We start from the raw sequence: 899 nt of genomic DNA on the forward strand, positions 1-899 counted from the left end.
GCGTGCGCACACGTTATTTGACATTTCGAGAACCTTCTCTGCGCACTGAGCGGTGTCGCGCCTTAGCGCTTGCCACCGCACTCCGGGACGCTCCGCGACTTCCGTGTCAGGCAAGATTCGAAAACCCGCCCAAAAATAGAATTGGCCCTCACCGCAAACGCAGAACAGATGCGCTCAGCGTAATCCTCTGTAAATAGATCCTCCGCATGCTCGACTGGCTCCAAGACTCCTGGGAATGGTTCACCACCCTCGTCACCTCCCTGCCCTGGCAGGTGATCAGCGTGTGGACGCTGACCATCATCCTCCTGATCATCGGCCTGATCGGCTCCGTGCTGCCGCTGCTGCCCGGCCCCTTCCTCATCTTCATCGCGGGCATTCTTCATACCTTGCTGCTGCCTGAGCAGGGCATGGGCTGGATCGGCCTGATCATCCTCGCCCTGCTGCTGGTCATCTCTTATTTTGTCGACATGGCCGCAGGTGCCATGGGCGCGCGCTGGTTCGGCGCCAGCCGCTGGGGCATCATGGGCGTGTTTGTGGGCGGCATCGTGGGCCTCTTCTTCGCCCCGCTGGGTTTCGTTCTCGGGCCGCTGTTCGGCGGCCTCGCCTTTGAGCTCATCTTTGCCAAGAAGCGCATGGCCCCTGCCGTGAAGAGCACCTGGGGCACCCTGCTCGGCACTGGTGTCGGACTTGTTGTTAGGCTGATCCTCTCCTTCGCGATGGTCGCGGCGGTGCTGATCGACATCCTTTGGTAGGCTTACACGGAGCGCGGATCTCCGAATCCGCAGCCGGGTTTTTCGCCATCAAAGGCAGAGCTTACCCGCACGCCTCTTCAACCCCAAAGGCGCTGGGATTCGATACGTATGATAGCAGCGTCATCACCCCACTCATCGTTCCACCTT

1 protein-coding gene is annotated in these 899 nt (G+C 60.5%); it reads left to right on the forward strand.

Features of this window, described 5'->3' with window-relative positions; all coding sequences use genetic code 11:
* The first annotated feature begins 206 nt into the window (after positions 1-206).
* A complete protein-coding gene (locus tag BGE01nite_RS28805; RefSeq protein ID WP_146856417.1) occupies positions 207-752 on the forward strand; it encodes a DUF456 domain-containing protein in 546 nt (181 codons plus the stop codon).
* The last annotated feature ends 147 nt before the right edge of the window (positions 753-899 follow it).

Origin of the sequence: Prosthecobacter gellanilyticus (assembly GCF_007992435.1) — a bacterium.
Lineage (GTDB): Bacteria > Verrucomicrobiota > Verrucomicrobiia > Verrucomicrobiales > Verrucomicrobiaceae > Prosthecobacter > Prosthecobacter gellanilyticus.

Coding starts and splice junctions, on each gene's coding strand:
- BGE01nite_RS28805 (WP_146856417.1), top strand. CDS start 207: ATGCTCGACTGGCTCCAAGACTCCTGGGAATGGTTCACCACCCTCGTC.